The sequence below is a fragment of the Roseobacter cerffii genome (genome assembly GCF_054226325.1).
Genome location: NZ_JBTBYJ010000003.1, coordinates 24,430 through 43,973 on the forward strand (window position 1 = coordinate 24,430; position 19,544 = coordinate 43,973).

18 protein-coding genes are annotated in these 19,544 nt (G+C 56.0%); 1 reads left to right on the forward strand and 17 read right to left on the reverse strand.

The window, feature by feature from the left end; all coding sequences use genetic code 11:
- Window positions 1-7 precede the first annotated feature (7 nt).
- From ACVC7O_RS21830 to ACVC7O_RS21900, 15 genes are all read right to left on the reverse strand, one after another.
- The gene (locus ACVC7O_RS21830; RefSeq protein ID WP_458326347.1) at window positions 8-3,109 is read right to left on the reverse strand and encodes a transporter substrate-binding domain-containing protein; all 3,102 of its coding nucleotides are present in this window, start codon (window positions 3,107-3,109) and stop codon (window positions 8-10) included.
- A 620-nt stretch (window positions 3,110-3,729) separates the two neighbouring features.
- Window positions 3,730-4,752, reverse strand: a complete 1,023-nt coding sequence (locus ACVC7O_RS21835; RefSeq protein ID WP_458326348.1) for a hypothetical protein — start codon at window positions 4,750-4,752, stop codon at window positions 3,730-3,732.
- 196 nt (window positions 4,753-4,948) lie between these two features.
- Window positions 4,949-5,395 carry a hypothetical protein gene (locus tag ACVC7O_RS21840; protein WP_458326349.1) on the reverse strand — a complete coding sequence of 149 codons (447 nt, stop codon included), beginning with the start codon at window positions 5,393-5,395 and terminating at the stop codon, window positions 4,949-4,951.
- A 335-nt stretch (window positions 5,396-5,730) separates the two neighbouring features.
- The gene (locus ACVC7O_RS21845) at window positions 5,731-6,831 is read right to left on the reverse strand and encodes a type IV secretion system protein (protein WP_458326350.1); all 1,101 of its coding nucleotides are present in this window, start codon (window positions 6,829-6,831) and stop codon (window positions 5,731-5,733) included.
- Between the two features lie 3 nt (window positions 6,832-6,834).
- Window positions 6,835-7,239: a hypothetical protein gene (locus ACVC7O_RS21850; protein ID WP_458326351.1), complete on the reverse strand. Its 405-nt coding sequence runs from the start codon at window positions 7,237-7,239 to the stop codon at window positions 6,835-6,837.
- 202 nt (window positions 7,240-7,441) lie between these two features.
- Window positions 7,442-8,425: an ATPase, T2SS/T4P/T4SS family gene (locus tag ACVC7O_RS21855; protein WP_458326352.1), complete on the reverse strand. Its 984-nt coding sequence runs from the start codon at window positions 8,423-8,425 to the stop codon at window positions 7,442-7,444.
- The gene (locus ACVC7O_RS21860; RefSeq protein WP_458326353.1) at window positions 8,425-9,786 is read right to left on the reverse strand and encodes a TrbI/VirB10 family protein; all 1,362 of its coding nucleotides are present in this window, start codon (window positions 9,784-9,786) and stop codon (window positions 8,425-8,427) included. Before ACVC7O_RS21860 ends, ACVC7O_RS21855 begins: the two co-directional genes overlap by 1 nt.
- A complete protein-coding gene (locus ACVC7O_RS21865; protein ID WP_458326354.1) occupies window positions 9,783-10,481 on the reverse strand; it encodes a TrbG/VirB9 family P-type conjugative transfer protein in 699 nt (232 codons plus the stop codon). Before ACVC7O_RS21865 ends, ACVC7O_RS21860 begins: the two co-directional genes overlap by 4 nt.
- Before the next feature lie 2 nt (window positions 10,482-10,483).
- Window positions 10,484-11,140 carry a virB8 family protein gene (locus tag ACVC7O_RS21870; protein WP_458326355.1) on the reverse strand — a complete coding sequence of 219 codons (657 nt, stop codon included), beginning with the start codon at window positions 11,138-11,140 and terminating at the stop codon, window positions 10,484-10,486.
- Window positions 11,141-11,153: 13 nt separating this feature from the next.
- Window positions 11,154-11,924 (reverse strand): type IV secretion system protein, encoded by a 771-nt coding sequence (locus ACVC7O_RS21875; RefSeq protein ID WP_458326389.1) that lies wholly within the window; start codon window positions 11,922-11,924, stop codon window positions 11,154-11,156.
- A gap of 59 nt (window positions 11,925-11,983) precedes the next feature.
- Window positions 11,984-13,063 carry a lytic transglycosylase domain-containing protein gene (locus ACVC7O_RS21880; protein WP_458326390.1) on the reverse strand — a complete coding sequence of 360 codons (1,080 nt, stop codon included), beginning with the start codon at window positions 13,061-13,063 and terminating at the stop codon, window positions 11,984-11,986.
- A 232-nt stretch (window positions 13,064-13,295) separates the two neighbouring features.
- The gene (locus ACVC7O_RS21885; protein WP_458326356.1) at window positions 13,296-15,659 is read right to left on the reverse strand and encodes a VirB4 family type IV secretion/conjugal transfer ATPase; all 2,364 of its coding nucleotides are present in this window, start codon (window positions 15,657-15,659) and stop codon (window positions 13,296-13,298) included.
- The gene (locus ACVC7O_RS21890) at window positions 15,649-15,930 is read right to left on the reverse strand and encodes a type IV secretion system protein VirB3 (RefSeq protein ID WP_458326357.1); all 282 of its coding nucleotides are present in this window, start codon (window positions 15,928-15,930) and stop codon (window positions 15,649-15,651) included. The genes ACVC7O_RS21885 and ACVC7O_RS21890 overlap by 11 nt, the downstream gene beginning before the upstream one ends.
- An 11-nt stretch (window positions 15,931-15,941) precedes the next feature.
- Window positions 15,942-16,232, reverse strand: coding sequence for a TrbC/VirB2 family protein (locus ACVC7O_RS21895; protein WP_458326358.1), 291 nt, complete (start codon window positions 16,230-16,232; stop codon window positions 15,942-15,944).
- Window positions 16,229-16,846, reverse strand: coding sequence for a lytic transglycosylase domain-containing protein (locus ACVC7O_RS21900; RefSeq protein ID WP_458326359.1), 618 nt, complete (start codon window positions 16,844-16,846; stop codon window positions 16,229-16,231). The genes ACVC7O_RS21895 and ACVC7O_RS21900 overlap by 4 nt, the downstream gene beginning before the upstream one ends.
- Before the next feature lie 655 nt (window positions 16,847-17,501).
- Here ACVC7O_RS21900 and ACVC7O_RS21905 point away from each other — a divergent pair.
- Window positions 17,502-17,720 (forward strand): hypothetical protein, encoded by a 219-nt coding sequence (locus tag ACVC7O_RS21905; RefSeq protein WP_458326360.1) that lies wholly within the window; start codon window positions 17,502-17,504, stop codon window positions 17,718-17,720.
- A gap of 6 nt (window positions 17,721-17,726) precedes the next feature.
- Here ACVC7O_RS21905 and ACVC7O_RS21910 read toward each other — a convergent pair whose 3' ends face one another.
- Both ACVC7O_RS21910 and ACVC7O_RS21915 read right to left on the reverse strand, forming a co-directional pair.
- Window positions 17,727-18,080 (reverse strand): hypothetical protein, encoded by a 354-nt coding sequence (locus ACVC7O_RS21910; RefSeq protein WP_458326361.1) that lies wholly within the window; start codon window positions 18,078-18,080, stop codon window positions 17,727-17,729.
- A gap of 319 nt (window positions 18,081-18,399) precedes the next feature.
- A protein-coding gene (locus ACVC7O_RS21915) for an IS3 family transposase (RefSeq protein WP_458326362.1) occupies window positions 18,400-19,526 on the reverse strand; the annotation gives its coding sequence in 2 pieces (ribosomal slippage) (window positions 18,400-19,262 and window positions 19,262-19,526; 1,128 coding nt in all).
- Window positions 19,527-19,544 lie beyond the last annotated feature (18 nt).

Consider the following 19,544-nt stretch of genomic DNA (forward strand, 5'->3'; position numbering starts at 1 on the left):
CCGCTCCTTACAAATCTCGTATGGCGACTTCTATCGCTTCAGCAAGTTCTGCGGGCGGCGTCGGCTTTTGCAGAAGAGGAGCTTGCACGTCCCCCATTTCTGACGCGGTGAACCCCGTGTAGCCGGACATGTAGATCACCGGCATTTGAGAATCGACCTGCCGAATACGACGCGCAAGTTCGAAGCCCCCGATCTCACCAGGCATGACTACATCAGTCAACAGCAGAGCAAATTGCTGACCCTTCTCCACCATCTCCAATGCAGTCTTTCCAGAACTTGCTGTCGTCACCTGATAACCCAAATCCTCCAGAGTTTCGCCTAACATCGCCAATAACTGTACTTCGTCCTCGACTACCAAAATGCTCTGACCTCCGCCCCGCTTGGGTGTTATTTCTGGCACGCGCGCCTCGCGCAATCCATCCTCAGCCCCTCGCGGCAAGGTCATGCGTACCGTTGTTCCGACACCGATCTCAGAGTAGATGCGAAGATCTCCGTAGGACTGCCGAACAAACCCATAGACCATGGCCAGACCCAAACCTGTGCCGGAGTTGCTGCCCTTGGTTGTAAAGAAAGGATCTGTACAGCGCGCAAGCGTCTCATCGTCCATGCCAGGTCCATTGTCAGTAACGATGAACTCCACGTATCGGAAACTCTTGCCGTCTACCGCCGGTTTTTCGAGGTCAGAACCGCTCTGACGCATGTCAAGATCAGCATCAGGCGCACGAACAGGGCGAGCGCTAACCTCAATTCGACTACCCCGGCCCGAACGCAGAATGGCATCACGACTGTTCAGTACGAGGTTCATCAAGGCAGTTTCCAGTTGGGTTTGGTCACAGAAGTGCCGGAGCTGTGGGTCTTCCAATTGAAACGTCAGTGCGATCTTTTCTTCCAACATAGGACGAATGAGAAGTTCGAAGTCGTTCAAGACTTCGTTTGTTTTGCGCGCCGATGACAAGCCAGGTTGTTTGCGCGCAAATGCCAAGAGGCGGTTCGTCAGGGAACGGCCCCGGCTGATCGAGTTCTCAGTGACCTCCAGATACTTCTCTCGCTTCCGGCTGTCTTTCGACTTACGGGCGAGGCTTATCGAGTAAAGCTGAGAGGCGAGAAGGTTATTGAAGTCATGTGCAATGCCGCCGGTAAGTTGCCCAAGTGCATCGAGGCGAGTTCTGCGTTCAATGACCTGCCGATTGCGCTCTTCTTCAGAGACATCGTCAATAACAAGAACTGTGTGAATACCACTTTCGGGATCTGCCAAAGAGGCGTTGTCCACACGCACGTAGCGTCGATCTTCCTCTGAATTCGATCGGCGTAGCAGGTGGGTCTGTTTATTGAGACCATGACCAGAGAGCGCACGTTGTATAGGATCAGCGCTGTTGTCGAGTGGATTCAGGGTTTCAGCCTCGAGGAACCTGATGTCCTCCGGCCATGCAAGTGGGGGCTCGCCAGAGATACCACCGAGAAAATGCCGGGCACGATTGTTGATACGCAGGATTTGACCATCCGCGCTCAAAGCCACGATCCCGCTGGTGGCCGCATTGAAAATCGTCTCAAGCTCACGGCGCACCGATGTTAGGGTCGCAGCTGCTCTCAAGCGCGTCCGCACGTTTAGGCTGATGACAATTCCGACCAACAGGAGAAGCGATCCACCAGTCACGATCAGAGACCAGATGATCCGCGCACGCGTCCAAAACACCGGCGCGGCGAAGTACTTTTGTTGCAGCGCGGCGTATTCATCAGACAGAACAAAGCCCGGGATCACGGCGTTGAGCCGCTCTTGGACCGCGCCTAGGCCTTGCCGCAGTGCCGGCGCGAGCTGTGATGAAATCACTATCCCATCAGCAACCCGAATGTCATCAGTGACACCCTTTTCTCGGAACAACTCCCTTGCAGCCTCAGGAAGCGTGAGGATCTTGTCATACGTTCCGTCAATAAGCCCGTCCACTAGGGTGTCTATAGAGGCGGCGCTCACAACCTGACTTTCCCGAAGCAGCCGCCGGTTCTCGTCGTTCAGCGACTGAGGAAGCACGCCGATGGAACGACCGGCAAGAGGATTGACATTATCTTCGGGTGGATTGTCAGCTCTGAAGAATAACTGATAGTCGATCTCTTGCAGCGGCAACGTGAAATCCATGCGTTCTGCGCGCTCCTCGGAGATGAGAAGTAGGCCGGCAGCGTCGATCTCGGTACTCGAACTGGGTCCAGCGCTATAAACATCCCCCGGGACCGCTTGGAATTCGATGGACAAGTTTGCCAACTGTGCGATCGCCCTCCACACGTCCACGGTAAAGCCAGAGAATTCTCCGTCGGCTTCTATCACTCCATAAGGGGGTGCGTGATTGATACCAATTGTAAGGGTTTGAGGTGGTGGCAGTGGCAATCTGATACTGTAGCGCTTGCGCAGCTCCTCAAGGCGCCCATCCGCGTCCATTCGAGCAATTGCCTCGTTGATTGCAGGCATGAGATCAGCTCGGCTTTGATGCAGAGCGACATGTCGGGAGGCGACCATCAAAGGTTCGCCAATGAAACGGATGCGCCCATCGACACCTGCATCTCGTGCAAGCCTATGAACAGTGGGGGGCGGCAGCAGGAGTGCGTCCACTCTACCTGTCAAAAGCTCCATTAGAGCAGCCTGCGGACTGTCAAATTCGACAGCTTTATTCTGCTCTAGGATCGGTGCGTCGGATCCGACAGCCGGAGGCACAATACCGACGCTTTGGCCCTCAAGTACACCCGAGTCGATCAACGTCTGATTGTCGGCGCGCACCGCTGGCCGCAAACTGTCTTCGGCGATTGCAACGGAAAACAGATTGGTTTGGGCTAACGGGGAAAGCTGCAAAACTCCGGGGATGAGCTGCGTTTGTCCTTTGACTTGTACGTCAATGAACTCGCGGGAATTGGAAACGTCCAGATATTCAATCGGTACACCTATTTCCGAGCCGATTTCTTCAGCCATCGCGATCAAGAATCCGTCTCGCTCACCTTGCGGGTTTGCAAACGAAAAAGGCGGCACCTCTGCGAACGGAACGACGAGCGGGTCGAGATTGACCTCTTGCGCGTTCAGAGCACCGGAGAGACTAAACAGAAGAAGCGCTACAGAAGCGAACCGCATCAAGTTTTTCCTTCGTGTCAAATTTGCGCCCGCCAGCCGCCGCCAAACCAATCGCGATAGTAGACGAGGCTGGATAAAACTCAATCACAGCGTGCCCCGTCGTTTAGGAGCAATGAAAAGCGCTAGCTCCAATACTCTTGATGCCTGTCAACCGCAGGCGCACCTTTGCTCCATGAAGGAGCACAGCTAGCTTTGCGGGACCAGTTGCGGCGCGCCTGAGCAGGTTCTCCCGTTGTGGGCACCTGTAACTTAGAAAACCAACAAGTACGATGGATCTGGTTCTGCGTCCAAAGCTGCACCACAATAGGGCAGGACGTCGTCTTTCAACTGGAACTTGGCATGAAATACGGTTGTTCGGGTTGAGAGCGTCAATAACCAGTATGTGTCCCGCAACCCTGTCATTGACCCTGGCTGTCACAAATGCCCGGTGTGCGGGACAAAGTGCGAATTCGCTGCGGCTGCGCCAAAGTCTGCTTTCGAGAAACGTGGCCGGTCACAAACGGTCGTTTTCGCTTGTGACAGAAACGTATGAGATTTGGCACATCCTGCCTTGTTGGCTAGAATGGATTATTCCTCCATGGTGCCTGCCGTGCTTCTGCACAAAGACCGCTGAAGAGTTCTTACAGGCTATTTCCAGATTTTATCGCCTCAACGATTGTCTTTCCGATTTTCTGACCACCGAAAATCGCTGTTCCTATCACTGCGCCAGCAATTGGCTGGCCAAATAAACCACCGACAACGCCGCAGAACCCAACGAGAGCCACGCGGAAGCTCCCATCAACGACCTCTCCAGAGTTTTCGCGAGGCCAGGTTTTGAAGTGCTGCTTGTACAAAGAAAGCGTGGTTTGTAACTTTTGTTCGTCGGCAGCGTCTAGCGATGGCGATGCGATGAACGCCTCTACCTGTTGATGTAGACCTTCAACAATACTGCGAAGCTCCTTCAAGAATTGCACGAGTTCGTCCCATTCAGATAATCGCTCAGGGTCGTTGGGCTTATCCTTCTCGAGGTCAGATAGCTTTTCATCAAGCAGGCTACTCAATGAGTTCAGATAAAGCAGAATTTCAGTAGACCTAGTCGACAAGACACTTTGAAGCGACGATTCAGAACTTCGTTCAGTCTTCGACGCAGAACTAGAGGCAAGAGACTCAGCTCTTTCCAAGAGGTTTCCTTCGAAACCGAAGCGCTCCTTGATCTTGTGCTCAATTGTGTCCCTGAGTTGATTGTGCGCTGTATCTTGCTTCTCGAACGAACCCTCATCTTCCCAATCTGGTAGGCTTAGGGGCCAATACTCTACGTCAAAGTTCTCTTGTGCCGTGGCTTCCAGAACGACATGCTGTGCTCCGGGGGTCAAACAGATGGTGGTTGTAGCATCCTGCTCAACTGATAACTTATCATGCCATTTTGATCGCGGCTGCCTCGTCAGTCGGATACCAACCGCACGGCATGTTTTCGATGCCGCAGAATACAAATCTTTTGGATCGTCGATTGATGCTGACACAGCGATGTCGTCGTCTTTGCATAGGGCCGAAAAAATCGAAGCGCACATAGGAGAAAGCGCACGCCCATCTCCGCAAACAAACACAACACGATAGCTCTCTTGGGCTACATCTGTACTCAAACCGACATTCATGACTAGCAGCATGTTCCTATCTGACCAGCAGATCAATGGCGCTCTTTTCCGCGAAGGGACTCCTGTTCCTTCGTGATCGGAGCAAATGATATTGCCGGTTTAGAAATACAGAGTTGCGTCACGCAGATAGGACAGAAACCTCCTGCCAAAACAAGTACGCCAAAAACGGTCCTTTCCGCCGGTGACCGAAACGTCTGAGTTTTGGCACTCAGGCAGATGGGCTTGTTGGTGCGCCTTCGAACAGTGAATGGCCCACATAGACCGTTCCCAGCAGGCACACAGCTCCCAAAGCAATCCAGAAGATGTATCTGGTGGTCGAGTACCCGCCAGACGAGCTGCCTTTGATGGTGTCATAGTAGTGAACAGTCCAACCCCCTCCTGAGGACAAACCTTTTTCAATCCCTTGCAGGTATTCGTCCAGCTTACGAGCATGGGCGCGAAGCTCCGTATAGCGCCTTAAGCCGATGAAAATGATGATCAAAGACAAGAAAGATAGCACCAAGCTGATCACAGAAATTTTGGTGGAGAGAACAAACGCAAAGATGGCTGAGACGGTCCCTGCGGAGAAGTTTTCGTTCCCATTCATCCGGTCTATGACCGAGTTAAGCTCGCCGCGAAGTGTACCTACCTCTGCGAGATGCAATTCTTCAGACATGTGCCAATCCTAACAATCCTAAAGTAAACTAAGATCGCAGGCATAGCAGGGTCAACGAAGACAAAAACCTTCTGCCAGAACCAGCTGGTCAAAAACGGTCGTTTTTGTCATGGTCGCTGCTGACGCCGGAATCGTTGGAAAATCTTGTGCCACAAACCTTTGGCAAAACTGCCTTTGATATTGTCACGTTTTTGGCCACCTGTTGAGAACCGACATTGGCGCAGTCTGCAGCATCAAGCACTTTGGGCTCTTGGTGGTCATTCGCCACAAGCTGCTGGAAGGTCTGCTTTGGCGATAAATGCGGTAGTGCGCACCAATCTGAGAACAGTCCCGTATCAACTTTTCTTGGCGTCTGCCAAACGCTGCGCGCGGGCTTTCTGTGCTTCCATGCGAGCCGCAGTTCCCGTCGCCGGCGGATTGGTGTTAGCGGATACAGAATTGTTCGCTGGCTGTGGAAAGCCAGTCCTCCCCGATAGGTTTTGAATGCCCAACATCTGCCGTCCGCGGAGTGCCGCGTATTCCATGGCAGATGCTGTTCCAACTTGATAACGGTTGTAGGCTTGCTGACTACCGGCGGCGGCTCTGCCGAAGGCGTAGGCCCCTCCAAGGCCTCCTGATAGTGCTGGCATAACGATGTTCCCTGAGATCGCACGTACTAGGAACGGCGTCGCAACAACAAATCCCTTAGCCATGAAGATCATCATAAAGAAGGGTACCACTGCCCCAATTGTCGATGCCCGTTCCGGGTCTCCAAGTTCTCGGATCAAAGAGTCGGAAACGCCGATTATCGTGGCAAAGACTCCAGCGATCACGATCGGGTAGATGGAAAACGAGATCAGTGCAGATAACCATCGTGCAAAGTAGTCTTTTGTGACGTCAAAAATTGTAAGGAAGATCATGATTGGGGCGAGACCGATCAGCAACGCAATCATCAAACGGGATGCAATCAGAAAGAATGCTGCTAGCCCACCGAGCAGGGAGAGCAAAACGGTCCCGACGACTCCCATTGCGGTGCCCGCCATCCAATGCATGCCGTCGCCAATTGTGTTGAGGTACGCGGCAAATTCGGCGATGATCGCATCGAACTCTTCGGCAAAAGTGCCTGAGGGTCCTGGTGCACCGCCGCCAACTGCGGCGACCAATGAGCCCGCGATACTGTCCAGGCCATTCAGAATGGCTGTCGCAAAAGCATTGAATTGGACCCAATTTGTGGCAAACACGCCGACTAGAACAAGTTTCACCCCCAACCAGAAGGCAGTGCGACCGTCCATCGAACGGACCTGAAACGCCATGTTGATACTCACGAGGATGACCAAGAGTGTGATCGAGACCAGAATGATGCTGCCCACCGTTGAAGCCACAGCACCAAATTGGGTCTCTGCCGCATCTTCGAGATAACCATCCGCAGTTTCAACAAAGAAGGTGACAATACTCATCGGTCAGTCCCAGTTGTCTTGTGCAATGCACAGATCGCGAACTGCTGGCCGGTTTTGATCTATTGAGTGCCGATAGTGTTTCGTTCGTTCCTGTATTTCATGGCGGGCTTCGAGGCGCGCGTAGTTCGCCAGATAGTACTCGACTACTGTGTCCCACGCCGGAAAACGGTTCGCGCATGAGCACTCTCCAGTTTCCAATATCGTGTCATATGAGGTTGCACGATACATGCGCTCAATAAGGATGGCCTTGTGCGACTCCTTTAAGCCCATTTTGGTAACCAATTCGGGGTCTGGTGGACGGTTCGGACAAACCAAGAGTTGATCTCCGGATCCTGGAACAAGTTGAGCTTTTGCCGAACCGCTTGAGAGAACAAACGCAAGTACCAAGGCGACTTCTCTGATGATCATGTTCCAGTCTCCTAAGCGAGTGGTTCGTCTGCTGATCGTGGACGTTTCAGGAATACTGTGAAGAATGAAGCGTTGACCGAAGATCCGACGACAGACACGATCTCAAAACCTGCATCACCCCAAGCCGACAGAGTACTCTTCATTATCTCGAAACCCTTCTTGTCGCTGGAATCAAACGTCAGGACTTCGTGTTCAAAGGTCTTCATGTTGCGGTTGCTCCGGTCTGTCCAGGTAAATGGAATTCCGTGATCCCGCGGTCGCCTGCGTAGCGCGCGGCATGAATGATCACGTCGATTGAGTTTTCGATGTATTCTACCATGTCGGTGTGAGTCATCGGCACTTCAGTCTTCAGGGCAGCGATCGCTAGGCGTTGAATTGCCAACTGGGGCGTTTCGGCGTGTAAAGTGGTCATGGATCCGCCGTGGCCGGTGTTGATCGCTTCAAGGAAGGTCATTGCTTCGGAGCCTCTGACCTCGCCAAGGACAATGCGATCCGGGCGCATGCGCAACGTTGACGTCAGTAATGTGTCAGCGCTGCGGGTTCTTTCCTCCCGGCTGGCGAGGAGGGTCACGACGTTTGGTTGCGTGGGGATCAGCTCAGCGGCTTCCTCGATTGTGATGATGCGTTCTTCTGGCGCGACAAATGACAGGATCTTACGTGCTGCTACCGTCTTGCCGGTTGATGTGCCGCCCGAGACGATCATGTTCAGCTTGTGCGCGACGCAGAAGCGTACAGCGGCACAGATATCGCCGCCTTTGACGACATCTCGGAGTTCCTGGTTTCTCTTCAATCTGTCTGTCTCGAGGCTGCGCTCAGACCCGAAAAGGAATTTCAGCTCCACGTCTTGGAGGGGCAGCGACGTGAAGAACCGTAAAGAGATTGACATGCCCTCGCTGACTGCCGGTGGCATGATGACTTGCGCGCGGACCGGGCGGTCACGGTACTTGATGCTCACAGATACGATTGGCTTGTCTTTGCTGATCGTCGAGTTGGAGGCCGATGCGATCTGGGTTCCGATGTCCTTTATCTCGGTCGGCGTCAGGCTGCTTTGTAATGGCGACATGAATCTATCGCCCTGGAATTCGCCCCAGACAGAACCGTCGGGGTTAATGCAGATTTCGATGACATCGTCGCGCGAAGCATCGGTAAGTTTGTCGAGCGAGGCCTGAAGGTATGCGCCTGACATCAGAAGATCTCCAGATCACGATCTACCATCACAGTGATCCTTGCACCCTGTTCGACGTAGATCACCGGACCGATGGACAGGTAGTCGTCGACGACACTGTCGGCGCTCTCCGCAAAGTCGTCGCCTACATCTTCGAGGATTTCGGCAGACGTTTCGTCCTCGACCTGAGCCGCAGCCGCGCCTGGTAAAGCCGTGATCAACGAAATCAGCGCCGCCGAGCCGAAACGCTCCTTGAACCGTGTGTCGACAAACCCCGTAGCACCGGCGCGCCCGAGTTCATCGCCTCCAAACGAGCTGATGGTGACCGTTTGGTTGTTGGGCAGGGTGATCCGATCCCAGGCGATAGTGATGCGGCTTTGTGCGATGTCCGCACCAGACCGATATCGGCCTATCAGCTTCGATCCTCTCGCAATCAAAATGCGGGACCCATCGTAGGAGTGAACGTCCTCGGTGATGACTGCGCGGACCTGCCCCGGGAGCTCGCTCGAGATTGCCGTCTCGATCGCGGCCTGGATCATTGTTCCTTGCACAATGGTATTGCCGGGATTTGCGATGACCTCTGCTTGCGTGACGGTTGAGGGTAGGGCGCCGTTGAGGACGAAGTCGGTCACGTCTTCGAAGGTCCGTTCTTCCAGTTCGCCTTCGCCCGTGCTGTTGCCGCCAAATGCGATGGTGGGTGACTTGATCCGTGCTTCCTGAAACGCCGCGTCCTGGTCCCGTCGACGCTGTAGCTCAGCCAAGCGTCTTGCGTCTTCCTCGCGTTGCAACCGCAGGCGTTCAGCTTCCAGGAGATCGGCCTCTGATGGTCCAGGCGCAGGGGTGGGGGACTGCAGTTTTGCGAGGTCGAGGTCCATGCGCAACTCCTGGAGTTCCCGATCTCGCGCGGCCAGTTCTTCGCTGAACTGGTCCTGCGCTCTTTGTGAGGCTTCCTCCAGGGCGGCAATCTGTGCCGTCAGAGCGTTGATAGCGTCTGCGGCCGCGGTCTCTTCTTCAACAACCGGTTCCGATGCGGTCTGCAGGGCTTCGAGCTCGGCACGAAGGTCTGCAAGCTGTTCGAGCAACTCCGCATTTGGTTCCGGGTCGGGCTCCACGACCATGACCTCGGGTTCCGGTGGGGCAGGGGGTGCGAAGGGCTTAATCTCGCCAAACCCATCCCCAGTCATCTGAAATTCCTCTGGTTGCGCAGTCGGAAGCGGGTTTTCGGGTGTTTCTTGCAGAACTGAGTAAACAAGCAGGCCCAGAACCGTGACCGCGCTGGTTCCCAAAAGCGCCGTCAGAAGAGAGGGCCTCGACCTCGGTTTGGACGGTTTCGCTCCTTCGAGAGCAGCGAGGCGATTGCTGAGATCATCGATATCACTCACGACGTTTCGCCCTCATGGGTCGATTGAATGCAGACGATCTCATCCCCCAGCCTCAGGACCCATTCGCGTCCAACGCCAGAGACCCGCAAGACGCCATTCTCGACTTGTGTGCTGTTGACCGTTCGCTCGCGGCCATTGTTGTGCTGGAAGATCGCAGGAACGGGCGCGTTTCGGGGGAATCGGAAGTAGGTGAATGTGCCGTCATCCCATACCGAAGACGGTGTGAAGCTCTTTCGATCGCTGGCGGCGTAGTTGTAGTTCGGAGCGCGCTGCGCAACGGCATTTGTGGGCCGCCGGTTGTCGTCGGGATACCGAAATTGGACCACATAGAAGGTGGGCGACGAGCTTTCTGTCACATTGAAGTAGTAGCTGCGTCGATTGGTATAGACAGTGATGTTTGTGTGAACACCTCGGGCATTGGGTTTCACCGCGAACGCGCGCCCGCCGGGCGCCCCGTCGAGTTGAAAACCTTCGGTGTCGCCAGCGATGATTGAGCGAATGGTTTCGCCTTGTCCGAACTCAACCGTCGTGACATGGGTCAGGCTCACTTTTAGCCGATAGACCTGCCCGTCCTGGTATGTGGCTACGCGGACGCGGCCGTCATTCGGTCCTGATTTTGGGATGGCCTCGGCAATGGCAACGTTTGCCTCAAATGACAAAGTGACAGACAGAAGAGCTGGAAGGATCAAGCGCATGGTCAATTCTCCAGCCTGTCGGAGCGAATGGCGTATTCCGTGACGGTAAAGCCGAAGGGGTTGGTCCAGACATCGTCGATGGACCGGCGTTCCTCGGGTCGGAACTCGAAGAGCAAGGTGGCTGTGAAGAGACCCGCCTGGATCCCCTGAGGCGAGGTCAAACGCTTCCGCAAGCGAACGGTCGCGCGATCGCTTCCGATCCGGTTGATGCTGAGAATTTCGACATCGAGGCGGGCATTGGCTCCATAGACCTTGGGCGGATAGGCATCGGTGTTTGCGCTGTTCCAGATGCTGCGCATTGAGGTCTCCGCGGCCCCGTCGGAGCGCTCGAGAATGCTGCGCACGCGGATATCGTTGTCGAGCTGATTGTAGGTTTCGCGGTCGGTCACGTAGCGAAACACGGCACTCTCGATGATGGCCTGGTTTTCCGTGACGGACACTGCGCCCACCAATGCATTGGGAAGTGCCAGCCCCGTCTCGGGGTCGTAAGGAATGACAACGGGAGCCGGATCGACGTCTAGGATTGAGACGAGTGCGGCCGAAAGACAGCCCAAAACCCCGAAGATCAGCCCAGCGAAAGCAAGTTGCTGCCACAGCTGCTCCCGGCGCCGTGCCCCGTAGATCAGTTCTTCTTCGACGATTTCGGCTTCGCGCGTCACCGGCCAACGTCTCCTATCTGGCCTCAATCTCGGGCAGGGTGAAATCCATGTACCGTTGCTCTTCGGCGATGGTGGCTGCGTCGATAACGCCAGTCAGTCCGGTCCCAACCGTTTGCACCGCTTCGAGTTGCCACATCGCGACCAGCGCGATCGCCAGTTCCGCTGTGACACGCGTGTTGAGATCAACGCTGTCTTTCAGCTCTTCCATGTCGCCGATCATGCCGACAAGGCGGTCCACTCGTTGCAATGACTGTCCCGCCTCTTCGTAAGAGGTCTGGGCCGCGGCGGACATAACGGCACCCGTTGTGGCGCGCGTTGCAGTGCGACTTGCCCCTTCATTGCCCCCCGTCGCCATCTCTCGCAGCGTGTCTTCGTCAAACCCGGCCTCGGCCAGAACGCGCGTCATTTGCGTTTCGATCTGTCCTGCGCTGTTGCCCGCGAGCCGGGAGAAGTCGCCTTCGCGGATCGTATCAATTGTCGCCAGTATGTCGCCGAACTCCTGATCGAGGAGGCCGTTGAGTTCGTCCTCCATTTCGGTGCGGATGACAGTGGGAAGCTCAGTCAGCCCCGTCAGTGCGGAATAGGTGTCTTGAAGCTGGACGAGCTGCTCTTGAAGCGTGGCGAATTGCTCGCGCAGCTGGACCAGTTGTTCGTTCTGCAGGACCTCGTCTTCGATCATCTGCCGGAGTTGCTGGATCTCCTGAGTGATGTTTTGAGTATCGACTGTCGGCACACCCTGGGCGACCGCCGGAACAGACTGGAAAGGGGCAGGCGCCATGGCCATCAAGAGACCCAATGCGGTCAGGTAAACTCTGCGCTGCGCCCAACTGAAGATGCGGTGTGTCATTCCAAATCCTCCAAAGTGAAATCCATGAACTTTTGCTCCTCTAGTTGCGCAGAGGCCATGTCAATCTCGCCCGCGCTCAGGGGTCGCGTTCGGGTCGCTTGCAGGCGTGTGCGCGCGGCGATGAGCCGAACAAGTTCAGCGCGCGCGTAGGCATTCAACGCCATCGACTCCTGTAGGTCCGATGTTTCACCGATCTGCTCGACGATACCGGCAAGCCGCATGGCGGCAGCCTGAATGGTGGCCATCGAATGATTGCCGTAGGTCGCAGCACCCGCGCTCGTCAGAGACAGGTTCGAGTTGGCGAGCAAGGCCGGGTCGATGGTGCCAAGCGCCTCAGCTCCGCCCATGCGGGCAAGATAGGCGTTGTACTTTTGCGGGATGACTGTGACGTAGTGCTGGGTTTCAGTGAACGGTGGCACGCCGCTGTATTCGATGACGCGTCCTGGACCTGCGTTGTAGGCGGCAAGCGCATAGATGATGTTGCCGTCAAAGCGCGCCAGTTGTGCTGCGAGGTACCGCGCGCCGCCTTGCACCTGCAGATAGGGGTTATCATAGTATTCTGGGTAGATGCCAAGATCGCCTGCCGTGCCCGGCATGATCTGTGTCAAACCGAATGCGCCGACCGGCGAGCGCGCGCCGATGGTGAACCGACTTTCCTGCCAGATCAGAGCTTGCAGCAGGGCACGCCATTGGCGGACGCTCAAACCCGCGCGGCCGACGCCCCCAAGACCATGGGTCTCCTGTGCGACGCGAAGGATGAGTTCCTCAATATTGAGTGCAGCATCGCCAAACATCTGATCTGCGCCTGGATTGGGATCATCAGCGCCGTATAGAAAATCTGCAGTTTGCTCTGGCGCTCCGCCCGCTTCGAGCGCTTCGATGGTGCTCAGAATGCCGTGACCACCAAAGCTCGTTTGCGCGTCGAGGATCTGCTGGAGCACGCTTAGTTGCTTGCGTTCGATCTCGGCGATCTGCCCCTTGACGGTGAGCTTTTCGCGTTGAACGGCCAGATCACGTTCGCGATGCGCATTTGCCGCCTGGTTACGCACGGCCAACCCCGTATCCACGGTTGGCACACCTTGAGCTTGCGCCGTTCCCAAGCTGATGTAGACAAAGAGGAGATATGCCGCGCATCTGGAGATCACTCGAGCCGCCCCGTGCTGCGATCGACATCGTCCAGGGGCTCAAAGTCGCAGTTTTTCTCTGCAGCCCCTCGCGCCACGAAACTGAAGCAGTTGGCCTCGGACGGTCTGTACTGCTCGCATCCCGCGAGGGTTGAGATCAGGATCAAGAAGGGAACGAAAGGTCTCATGGCAGCCTCCAGAAGTCGGGACGAGTTCGGTAGTCTGTGCCGACAAGCTGCTCTCCCTTTTCCATGCCGCCGAGGATGGTGAGCAAGGGACCCAAGGCGCTGAGATCGGTGTCGACCACAACGGAGCCTTGATCATCCCGCAATAATCCAAGACGTGAGTTGCTTCCGGTGTTCAGCAGAACGTCGAGCTCTTTGTCGTTGAGATTGAGCATCGCGTAGTCGGACGCGCTGGCGCGAATATTTGGCAGCAGGATTTGCGTCGGAACGGCTTCGATGATGGTTTTGCCGGTCCGCGTCTGTTCCAGCTGACTGGCGTATTGGGTCATCATCACGACAACCGCGTTCTGCTTTCGAGCAGTGACCAGCCAGTTGGATAACCGCTCGGCGAAATAGGGATTGTCCAGTGCCTTCCAGGCCTCGTCGATGATGATGATTGTGGGTTTGCGATCTTCGATTTCCCGTTCGACCCGCCGAAATAGGTATGACAGAACGGCCATGCGCTCTTTCTCGCTCTCACTGTCGAGGATGCCGGTGAGATCGAAGCCGACGATTTCCCCTTCGAGCGAAAACGTATCCTTCTGGGTCTGTCCGAAAATCCAGCCAAATCGCCCGGTTTCTGCCCATTCCCGAAACCGCTCGTGCAGGTCGCCGTTGTCATCCGTTGATCCAAAGAGCGATGCGAGATCAGACCAGTTTCGAAGGTCGTCATGGGCCGCGGTCGCGTTTTGGCGGACCACCTCCTGAATGCGGTTGGTTTGGGCAGGCGATAGTGGTTTGTCTGGACGCTGGATCAATGCCGCCAGCCAATCGGACAACCAGGCCTGACCGCGCTCATCAATCTCGGTGCGAAGCGGATTCAGTCCGGTCGGCTCGCCTGCCTTCACAGTCGAATACCGGCCATCGTTTGCTCGGACAGCCATCTCCATGCCCTGGCGATAATCGAAAACAAATACACGCGCCTCGATTCGGCGCGCCTGCGTGAGCAGGAAGGCTGACAGAACAGATTTGCCTGATCCGGGGCGGCCGAGGATGAGAGTGTGCCCGCCGGTTGGCTCTGCAGCAGGTGCGCCTTGTTCATGATAGCTGAAGCGATAGGCGGATTGCTCTGGTGTCGGGAACATCGAGATTGCCTGGCCCCAAGGGACTTGATCATTGGTCTTGCCGAGTTGGGTACGATGAAAGGCAGCGAGGTCGGCAAAGTTCCGGTTCGTGATCGCCGCCTTGCGGCTCCGGGCAGCGGTGTTTCCGGGGTGTTGTGCGAAGAAATGGGTCTTTGCCGCAAAGGCTTCGGTGACGAGATTGACACCTTCAGACACCCCGATGTTGCGCACCTCCCCAGCAATGGCACTGAGTTCTTCCAATGTGTCACCGAAGACCGTCACGGTCATGTGGTGATCGCCAAAGCTGAGGCGTTTCGATTCCAGATCGTCGAGTGCGTGGGCGAGTTGGGCTTCCAATGAGATTGCACCGTCATCGGCAGCACGCATCAGACGTCGCTGGCGCTTGATCCGCGACGCCATGATGTTGGAATTAATGGGCGTGAACGAATGGGTGACGACCATATCCACCGGCAGGTTCAGGTCATCGAACATGGTGCAGGCGGTCTTCGGCGGATAGGTCTTGATGGCGAATGTGGTGCCAAAGCGGGTCCCGATCGCGCCATCGGAGACAACAAAGGTTGCGCCCTTGAAGGTGACCCGGCAGTTGGCAACATCATGCGCTACGAAACCGTACTTGGAGGACAAGAAGAGCGGTAATTCCTGGCCCGTGTTCAGGCCTCCAAGAAAGCCCAGCAGTTCACCCGCGCTTGCCTCGAGGAGACGCGGGGACATCTCCGCAAAGGTCGATTTCAGAAAGCCGACAACCTCATTCAGGCGGCGCAAGCGTTTCTCCGTCTGAGCTGCAAGCAGTGAAGCGGATTTGCGCGTCGAGAACGGTAGCCGTGAAACCAGCGCAGGGCGGTGCACCACAGTCAGCGTCAGCGTTTTGTCCCGAAGGCCACGTTGCTCCAGAGATCTGCGCCATTCGACATCTACTGCCGCAGCAAAGTCATTGCCTTCAATTGGCCGCAAGTTGTGTTCAATCCCCTTCGAGACTTTGTGCACGTAGAACCCGAAATCCGGACCGATCTGGGCGATGATTTGAGCCAAGAGTGCACGTGTTTTGTCGAGATACGCATCATCGGTCGTGTTGCTGTTGACGCCTTTCAGTCGGAGGCACTGAAAGAGTTCATTGCCGCGCGTTCGAACCGTCTGACCATCGACCAGGCTCACGTAGGGCAGCATATGGGCCAATTGCTTCTCCCTGCTGGTCCATGCTGGAAGAAGCGTGTCCTGCACTTGGGCCTCGTCAGGGGGCATAGCTGTCGCCCCCGTGTACTTGGCGGTTTGGGGTCGGTGGAGTTTCCTGCAGGGTGGTGGCCACCACATTGAGGAAGTTGGGATCCCAATCTGCCGCTTTCCAAATCGCCGGATAGGCCGCCGCCGCTGCAACGGTGACGGCCCAATGCTGGACCCACAAGAACAGCAGAACTGACCCGAACAGCCAGACCATGGCATACATGATCGGCAATCCGATCAATTTCGGGGGTCGCACAAGCCCGGTGAAGAGGGGAGACTGTTCCGCTGCCATCTTGGTGGTCCTCAGGTTGTCCAGATTGCAGACACAACAGTTGGCGCAGCGGCGATGCCCGCGATAGCAATAAGGACCCAAAGCGCCTGCCGGAAATCGAGGATGCCAAAAAGCCAAGAGAGGAAGACACCGATTAGGGCAAGGGTGCCAATCACGATACCTAGTGGTCCGGTGATGGCGTCTACAATCCCTTGAAGAAGGGTCTGGATGGGCGACAGGTCGATGCTCTGCGCCAAGACAGGGGAGGCCATGGTAAAAAGCAGCATAGTCAGGGCAAGGGTGGCGTTCAGGTTTGGTTTCACGAGGTCTCTCCTTCAAGCCGGTTGAACACGACCAGCACGCGGCTGACGTGGTTTTGCGTCTCTTGGTAGGGTGGGATGCCCCCGTGGCGGGTCACGGCTTCAGGGCCCGCGTTGTAGGCGGCGAGGGCGAGGCGGACATCACCGAACTCCGCCAACATCTGCGCCAAATACCGAGCTGAGCCATCGAGGTTCTCGCGCCAGTCGTGCGGATCAACGCCAAGCGCGCGCGCCGTATCGGGCATCAGTTGACCGAGACCAATGGCTCCAACCCGGCTGCGGGCGGTCGGGTTATATGCGCTTTCGATCTCGATATTGGAACGGAAGACCTGCCGCCACTCTGTGACGGTGATCCCGGCGCGCCTGAGGCCGGGGTGGGCGGCATAGCGGAGTGCGGTATCGTCAATCGCTGAGAGGATTTCCGGGGTCGGGGCAAGAGCGCTTTGGTTGACACCGCCCGTTCTGAATCCATCGGCGGGTGTACTTAATTCATCCCCAAGGATGGCCAGTTCCTGGCTTGACGATCCTTGGCCGATCCCATCGTTGTAGTTTCGCGCGAATTTGCTTTGGGATGTTGACGCCCGAAGCAAGCCGTCGCGCTGCATGACGAGAACCATCCCTTCGCTTTGCACGGCTGCAGGTGCCAGGCAGATTGCGAAGACACTAACGATGCGATGGGTCAGGCGACTTCTCAAGTGGAAGCGTGTGCGACGCGCGCCCGCCTTCGTAGAGCGGGATTGTAACATGCGTGAAGCCAAGACTTCCAAGAAACGATATGAGGCCGTTGGCCGTTTTGAAGGTTCGAGGAACGATTTCAGGACCATGGGCCGTGTGGTGTCTCGCAGGGACAAGAAGTTTTTCGAAGGTTCGCGCCGGATCAACAACACGAATGATCCACGCGCCATACCAGACCGACGATTTTTTCTCGGCTGTTTGGACGCAGACGACCTCTGCGCAGCACATACTCTCAATGAGGGATTTGAACAGTGTCTCTGTAACCACATTCGGAGCACCTTCGCTTAACTGAGACCCCATCTCTGCGGACGTACCTCCTGGTTTGCAGGCAGGGCCCTGGTGACGGACATGCTTACGATATGATATTATAATATTGACATCAATAATAGTATCAAAAATAGTCTATCGAGTGTCGGGCGATGGTCTACTGCACGGTTTTCAAACGTGAAAGAGAGGTCGATGGCTATAATCAATCCACCAGCGCTTCTTTTCATCTTTATAGTATCAGCGGTTTCTTGCGGATCTCTGGCGCATGCGATGACCTGCCTTGCGCCGCCACGGCCATTCGTTCCGAGCGATGCGGCACAAGTCCGCGAATTCGCGGACATTATCCAGAAGGATTTCGAGATTTACATCTCGGAGATCCAGCGATACTTCCTGTGCCTCGATGAAGAACGCGCCCGAGCCTTCGCAGAAGCCCAAGAGGTCAGCCGGGAATACGGTCGCTTCCTCGAGAGGATATCCAAGGACCGTTGAACGGCGTCAATCTGCGTCCTTAGGCTGCAGGGTATGCGTTGATCGTCCACCTTCTGTGAGAGGGATGTTGGCGTGACGACATCCAAGATCATAGAGGAATGAGATCAAACCGTTGGCGGTTTTGAATTCGCGGATCTGGACTTCGTCCTTATCGGCTGAGGCTCTTGAGAGAACCAGCAAGCGTTCCGACGAGCCGTCCTGGCTCACACCGCGAATGACCCATTTCCCGTACCAGATTCCGGCTTTTCGAGTGGCGGACGAGGTGCAGATGACTTCTGCATTAAACCCCTCCACCATCAGGCTTCGCAAACGACCTTCGGTGACCACATTCGGTGCGGTCTTCCCCAGATCAAACGTCATTACTTCCCCCTTGCCAGCATCTACCCCTTCGGTTTAGGAAGGTCGGCCACTACCTGTCACACCTGAGCCGAGCAGTGACGATATTATGCTATCGGCGCAATACCGCTGATAGCATTAAGCATCATATTTCCTCAAATCCAATAGATATGGGCGTTCTTGGCGTGTTCATAAACGTCAAGCGAGGCATCGATCTTGTAATATTGCATTGAGTGAATGACGGTGATCGTCACTCCGTGAGTGCAGTGAAAGTGCACTTTCATCAGTTCGATGAGGAGAGGTCACCTCTGAGCAGCCCAATCTGACTGGTCCGGTTTGATTGTTAGTGCATGACAGGCCTCTGGTCTATTGGGACGATGCTCTCGGGCGCTGGCGGTCGGTAACCTAAGGCGCTGTGAGGCCGCTTAGTGTTGTAGTGCTTTCTCCAACCCTCGATGATGATCTGGGCCTCCCTGAGCGAGTAGAAGATCTCCTTGTTGAGCAATTCAGCTCGGAACCGGGCGTTGAAGCTCTCGACATAGCCATTCTCCCAGGGGCTGCCTGGCTCGATGAAGGCCGTCTTTGCGCCGACGGCTGCAATACATTCACGTGCCGCCACAGCGACGAACTCAGGACCATTGTCGCTCCTGACGAAGGCCGGTGGCCCGCGCAGGATGAACAGGTCGGTCAAGGCGTCGATCACGTCGGTCGAGTTTAGCTTCCGCTTCACCCGGATCGCCAGACACTCTCGACTGAACTCGTCGATGATGTTCAATGTGCGGAATGCTTTGCCATCGTCGGTTCGGCAGTGGACGAAGTCATAGCTCCAGACGTGGTTCCGATATTCGGGCCGCAGCCTGATGCATGATCCGTCGTTCAGCCAAAGCCGGCCTTTCTTGGGTTGTTTCGGTGGCACCTTCAGCCCCTCCCGTTTCCACAGCCGTTCGACGCGGCCATCGCTGACCTGCCAGCCGGCGTCTCTCAGCAGCACCGCAATGCGACGGTAGCCGTAGCTTCCGTATTGCCTGGCCAGCTCGATCATGTCCGCCACGAGCCGGTCTTCATCTTCTCGACCTCGTGGTTGATACCTTTGCGTCGAGCGATGCTGCCCCAAGACCCGACAGATCCGGCGCTCCGACACCTTCATTTCACTCTTGATCAGGTCGATGCAGGCACGGCGCCGGGCGGGGCTTAGAAGTTTCCCCTTGCCGCTTCCTTCAGGATGAGCTTGTCCAGCGTCAGGTCGGAGACCGCCTTCCGCAGCCGCTCATTCTCCTTTTGCAGCCGCTTGAGCTCTTTCAGTTGGTCGGTTCCCATCCCGCCATACTGCTTGCGCCAGCGGTAATATGTTTGCTCGGTTATGCACACCTCGCGGATCGCATCCACACGAGCCATTCCTTGGCCCACCAGCACGTCAACTTGTCGTAACTTCTGAACTATTTCCTCGGGCTTGTGCCGCTTGTTCGCCATTCTCTGTCCTCCGTTTCC